The 5,480-nt window shown below is 65.2% G+C and carries 6 protein-coding genes, 1 tRNA gene and 1 pseudogene; 7 read left to right on the forward strand and 1 reads right to left on the reverse strand.

All coding sequences use genetic code 11. The annotated features are described in order from the left end of the window. Window positions 1–213, forward strand: a pseudogene (locus ACHWRX_RS13165) (TonB-dependent receptor); the annotation flags it as partial. 46 nt (window positions 214–259) lie between these two features. Here the strand turns inward: ACHWRX_RS13165 and ACHWRX_RS13170 are convergent. Then, window positions 260–349 (reverse strand) — tRNA-Ser (locus tag ACHWRX_RS13170). Window positions 350–490: 141 nt separating this feature from the next. Between ACHWRX_RS13170 and ACHWRX_RS13175 the strand changes: the two genes are divergently transcribed. The 6 genes from ACHWRX_RS13175 to ACHWRX_RS13200 all read left to right on the forward strand — a co-directional run. Next, complete coding sequence (locus ACHWRX_RS13175; RefSeq protein WP_394659531.1) at window positions 491–1,525, forward strand: lytic transglycosylase domain-containing protein; 1,035 nt, start codon at window positions 491–493, stop codon at window positions 1,523–1,525. Next, a complete protein-coding gene (locus ACHWRX_RS13180) occupies window positions 1,509–2,540 on the forward strand; it encodes an SPOR domain-containing protein (protein WP_394659532.1) in 1,032 nt (343 codons plus the stop codon). The genes ACHWRX_RS13175 and ACHWRX_RS13180 overlap by 17 nt, the downstream gene beginning before the upstream one ends. A 65-nt stretch (window positions 2,541–2,605) precedes the next feature. Continuing rightward, window positions 2,606–3,754 carry a D-alanyl-D-alanine carboxypeptidase family protein gene (locus tag ACHWRX_RS13185; protein ID WP_394659533.1) on the forward strand — a complete coding sequence of 383 codons (1,149 nt, stop codon included), beginning with the start codon at window positions 2,606–2,608 and terminating at the stop codon, window positions 3,752–3,754. Next, window positions 3,751–4,377 carry a dTMP kinase gene (gene tmk / locus ACHWRX_RS13190; RefSeq protein WP_394659534.1) on the forward strand — a complete coding sequence of 209 codons (627 nt, stop codon included), beginning with the start codon at window positions 3,751–3,753 and terminating at the stop codon, window positions 4,375–4,377. Before ACHWRX_RS13185 ends, tmk begins: the two co-directional genes overlap by 4 nt. Next, on the forward strand, window positions 4,374–5,348 hold the full coding sequence (locus ACHWRX_RS13195; protein WP_394659535.1) for a DNA polymerase III subunit delta': 975 nt from the start codon (window positions 4,374–4,376) through the stop codon (window positions 5,346–5,348). The genes tmk and ACHWRX_RS13195 overlap by 4 nt, the downstream gene beginning before the upstream one ends. 25 nt (window positions 5,349–5,373) lie before the next feature. Next, window positions 5,374–5,480, forward strand: a 107-nt coding sequence (locus ACHWRX_RS13200; RefSeq protein WP_394659536.1) for a class I tRNA ligase family protein, incomplete at its 3' end; no start/stop codon positions are given.

The raw sequence follows: 5,480 nt of genomic DNA on the forward strand, positions 1-5,480 counted from the left end.
CGTGTCGCCGCGTTCGAAACCCCGACGGACAGCTTCACGCTGGTGAATGCACAACTCAACATCCGGCCCTGGGGTAACGAACGTCCGCTCTCGTTCGCGCTTTCGGCGAACAACATCTTCGACGTGGACGCGCGCCGCCATGCCTCGTTCCTGAAGGACTTCGCGCCGCTTGCCGGACGAGACTTCCGCATCACCGCCCGCGCTAGCTTCTGATGGGGTACACCAGCGTACGAGACACATGGCCATTTGATGGGAAGGGTGGCGGACAGGGTGGGATTCGAACCCACGGTGAGCTTGCACCCACGGCGGTTTTCAAGACCGCTGCCTTAAACCACTCGGCCACCTGTCCCGCTCGCGAAGTCGCATAGCCGAATGGGCGGCGGGCGCAAGCGGGTGGCTGCGGTAAAGATGCGATCAAACGCGCCAGATGGCCCCGAAACCTGGTTCGCGGGCATTCCCATAGCCTGAGCTTTGTGCGAGACCCTGGCGAATGAGACGACGCTTTCCGCTTCGCCTGCTGCGCCAGGGTTTGATCTGCACGCTTCTGGCCGCGATTCCGCTACCTGCCATTCAGGCCCAATCCTATAGCCAGAGCTTCGACAGCTATCTGCAGAGCGTGGGCGACCGCGCCCGGCGAGAAGGCGTATCCGAGGCTACCATCAGCCGTGTCCTGAGCGGACTGACTCCTAATCCACGGGTGGTCGAGCTTGATTCGGCGCAGCCATCGCGCAGCGGCACGCCCCCGGCGACTGCGCCCTATATCGCCACCCACGTGGATAGCGCCCGGATCTCACGCGGGCGTGATCGCTACTCTCGCGACACCGGCCTGATCCCGCAGATCGAGCGCCGCTACGGCGTGCCCGGCTCGATCCTGATGGCGATCTGGGGGCACGAGACGAATTACGGCAGCTACACCGGTGATTTCGACTTGCCGCGATCTTTGGCCACTCTGGCATGGGAAGGCCGCCGCCGCGCCCTGTTCGAAGGCGAACTGATCGCGTTGCTCAAGATGGTGGATCGCGGTGTGCCGACTTATCGCCTTAAGGGCAGTTGGGCCGGTGCTTTCGGCAATCCGCAATTCCTGCCGTCGGTCTACCTGCGCCTTGCGGCGGATGGTGACGGCAATGGCACCAGCGATATCTGGTCCAGCGATGCCGACACGCTGGCGTCGATCGCCAACTATTTCCGCGATGCCGGCTGGCGTCCGGGCCAACCCTGGGGCGTACGCGCGACGGTCTCTTCCAGTTTCGCAAGCGCAGGCACTGCGACGCGCCTGGCCGCTCCCAGTTGCGACCGGGTCTTCGCCCGCCATGCCCGCTGGATGACGGTGGCTGAGTGGAAACGATTGGGCGTCGCGCCGCTCTCATCCATTGGCGATAATGTTCTTACCTCGTTCTTCCAGCCAGACGGGCCGGGTACGCCCGCCTATCTGTTAACCGGTAATTATCGGGTCATCCTGCAGTACAATTGCTCGAACTACTACGCATTGTCCGTGGGATTGCTTGCCGATGAGATTGCCCGTTAAACACCGCCTGGCTTGGGCGGGGCTGCTTCTTGCCGGAACCGCCGAGATCGCGATGGCCCGGCCCGACGATACCGCTGGTACGACATCGGTTCCTAGTGGACCGGCTGCCGATTACCCGGTCACCGTGGGTGAGCCCTTCACGATCAATTCGTCCACATGGACGCCCGCGAACCAGCTCAACTACGACGCGGTGGGATATGCCACTGTCGGGGCCTCCCTGGTCGGCGTATCGGGCGCGCACAAGACGTTACCGCTGCCATCTTACGCCGAAGTGACCTCGCTGGAGACCGGGCACACGATCCTGGTGCGGCTCGTCGAGCGTGGACCGATGGTGAACGAAACGCTGATAAGCCTTTCCGATGCCGCCGTGCGGCAGCTGGGCCTGCCCGCTGGCACGCGATCGGCAGTGCGTGTCCGTCGTGTCAATCCGCCCGAGGTGGAGCGTGCCGCGCTTCGCACCGGCGGCACCGCGCCCGTTCGGATGGATACGCCGGAATCGCTCCTGAAAGTTCTGCGCCGCAAGTTGGCCGAGCAATCACCGCTGATGCCGCCGCCCTCCACGCCGCCGCAGATGCCGGCGATCCCATCAGCGGGTGCGCTGACGGCCGTGCCTCCATCGAAGGTTGTGGACAAACCAAAAGCTTCCGAACCCAAGGCACCGACACCCAAGGTTGTGGAAGCGGAGCCGGCAAAGAAGCTGCCGGCAGCGCCGCTCCCCAAGAAGCCCGCCGCCCCGCCAGCATCCGTACCGCCCGCGCCGGCCGCTCTGAAGCCGCCAAAGGCCCCGCCCTTAGCCAGGACGACCAACGGTTCGCACGTGGTCCAGGTCGCCGCTTTCTCCACCGCCGAGCGTGCCCGAAAGGTCGCCGCCCAGCTTGGCGGGCAGGTCAGCGCCACAGGCAAGCTGTGGCGCGTCAGGCTTGGGCCGTTCGCCGGCATCAAAGACGCGTCACCGGCCTTGGATAAGGCCAAGGCTGCGGGCTATAGGGATGCACGAATCCAGCGAGCCGACTGAGATCGACTGAGCCGCGCCACGCTGGACGCACCGCGAATCTCGTGGTGTTCAGGAGTGCGCGGGTCTTGAAGCGGTTGTTGACGTTTGTCTTTGCGTTGTCCCTGTCGGCCAGCGCGTCTGCCGCCAATCCGCCACAGCCGCCCGAGGTTTCGCGCGTGCCGGTCAGCATGCTGGTCGACCTTGGTTCTGGCGAAGTCCTCGTGTCGCATCGCGCCGATGTCAGCTTCCTCCCCGCTTCCGTCACCAAGGTGATGACCGCCTACGTCGCTTTCGAGGAGATCGGCGCCGGCCGCTTGTCGCTGGATCGCGAGTTCGTCGTCCCGCCGGAGATTTCCGCCGGGTGGTTCGCCAAGGGCACGACCATGTATCTGAAGCCGAACCAGGTGGTGACGGCCGACGGGCTGCTCCACGGCATCATGACCGCGTCTGCGAACGATGCGGCGATGGTTCTGGCGAACGGATATGCCGGGTCGGTCGACACCTGGACCCTGATGATGAACGATGCGGCCCGTCGGCTGGGCATGACGCATAGCCACTATAACACGCCCAACGGCTGGATGGACGACGGCCAGACGTTCGTGAGCGCGCGCGATCTCACCCGCCTGGCCGATGCGATGACGATGCGCTACCCGCAGCTTTACAAACATTTCTCAGGGCAGAAGACCTATCGGTGGCGCGACATTCCCATGCGCAGCCACGACCCCACGGTTGGCGTGATCCCCGGCGCTGACGGTATCAAGACGGGCTACACGCGAGAGGCGGGATACAACTTCCTGGGATCGGCTGTCAGGGATGGCAGGCGGCTGGCGATGGTGCTGGCAGGAGCACGCACCCATTTCGATCGTGACGCCGCCGCACGCGCATTGCTGGAGTGGGGTTTCACGCAATGGCGGGCCTATCCCCTGTTTGCTCAAGGAGCGACGGTCGCCACGGCGCAAGTGCAAGATGGCTCGGCGATGGCGGTGCCTCTGGTCGCCAATCGTGCGCTCTACGCCACCGTGCCGCGCGCGGCGAAGTCCCACGTTCGCCTCAAGGTGCATTATCGCGGGCCGCTGGTCGCGCCGATCGTAAAGGGTGCGCGCGTTGCCGAGCTGGAAGTGCTGGTCGACGGCGTAGAGCCCTCACGCATTCCGCTCTATGCTGCCGAGGCCGTACCAGTTGCTGGCGTGCTGGCGCGGATGCGCAATGGCCTCATCAACTTGTTCTCCTCATGACCGCGGGTCGTTTCATCGCGCTGGAAGGCGGGGAGGGGGCGGGCAAGTCCACCCAGGCGCGGATGCTGGTCCAAGCTTTGGAAGCGCGCGGCAAGCAGGTCGTGCTGACCCGCGAACCGGGCGGCACTTTGGGCGCGGAGGCGATCCGCTCGCTGTTGCTCGATCCATCCGGGCCCGGATGGCTGCCCCGCGCCGAGGCACTGCTGTTTGCCGCCGCCCGATCCGACCATGTCGAGCGGCTGATCCGTCCTGCGCTTGCTGCCGGCCAGTGGGTGGTCTGCGACCGTTTTCTGGATTCGAGCCGCGCGTATCAGGGCGGCGGAGGCGGTCTGGACGATGCGGATCTGTTGTCCCTCCACAGCATCGGCAGCGAAAACCTGTTGCCGGATCTGACGGTCCTGATCACCGTCTCGCCTGAAACCGCGACCCGCCGCCTGGATGAGCGCGACAAAGGCAAGAGCGATGCGATCGGCGCCCGCTCCGCCGAGTATCACGGCAAGGTCGCCGCCGCGTTCGAGCATCTCGCGCAGCGTGATGCGGCCAGATTCGCGAAGGTCGAGGGGGAAGGGCCGCCTGAGGCCGTCCACGCTCGGCTGATGCGGGCGATCGAGCCCCTGCTTTGAACGCTTCGGCTTTCATCGGCCAGGATGCCGCTTGGCGCGAATGGTCGCTCGCGCTTCAATCAGACCGGTTGCACCATGCCTGGCTGCTGGCGGGGGCCAAGGGGCTGGGGAAGGGCGGATTCGCTCTGGCCGCAGCGTGTGAGCTTGTTCGTGAAGGAGGCGCGCCGGTCGATCCAGCAAGCCATCCCGACATCCACGTTCTCTCGCACTTGCCGGCTACCGACGACGAGGCAAAGAAAAAGGCTGACGGCAAGCCGTACCAGACCAAGCGCAACATCACCGTGGATCAGATCCGCGGTATGATCCGTCGCCTCAGCACCAAGCCAACCATGGGAAGCCGCCGCGCGATCGTCATCGATCCGGCTGACGATCTGGAAAAAGGCGCGGTCAATGCGCTGCTAAAGGCCTTGGAAGAGCCGCCCGCCGGCACGTTTTTCCTGCTGATCGCGCACCAGCCCGGTCGTCTCTTGCCAACGGTCCGCTCGCGGTGCCGGGTGCTGCGTTTTGCGCCGCTTGGCCCTGATGAGCTTGCGGCCGTGCTCAGACGTGATCATCCCGAGGCCGATGCCGCGCTAAGGGAAGCGGCAGTCGCGGCGGCGGACGGCTCGCCCGGCCTCGCGCTGGCAGTGGTCGAGCATGACCTGGCCCGAATCCATGCCTTGATGATGCGCATCCTGCATCTGGGCGACGATGACCTTCGCGCGCGTGGCGAACTGGCGGACGCCATGGGCGCGCGACCATCGCGTGATCGTCAGCTCGCGGTGCTCGAACTGGCTCGCGCGACGCTGGCGAGCCAATTGCGCGAAGCGTCGCCTCACCGACAAGCCGCGTTGATCGAGGCTCATTCCACGCTGACACGCCTCTCGGCGCAGGCCCCGACCTACAATTTCGACGCCGGGCTGCTCATATTGGAGATTGGCGGCTTGCTGGCCTCCGCCGCGATGCCTAGAGATGCGGCACGCCACCCCTGAGTTAAAAAGAAAGTCGCGACGCCGCATGGGCGAGCCCTACTACATCACCACCGCGATCAGCTATCCCAACGGGCGACCCCACATCGGGCATGCCTACGAAGCTATCGCTGCCGACGTCATCGCGCGCCACCG

Origin of the sequence: uncultured Novosphingobium sp., assembly GCF_964277725.1 — a bacterium.
Classification (GTDB): Bacteria; Pseudomonadota; Alphaproteobacteria; order Sphingomonadales; family Sphingomonadaceae; genus Novosphingobium; species Novosphingobium fluoreni.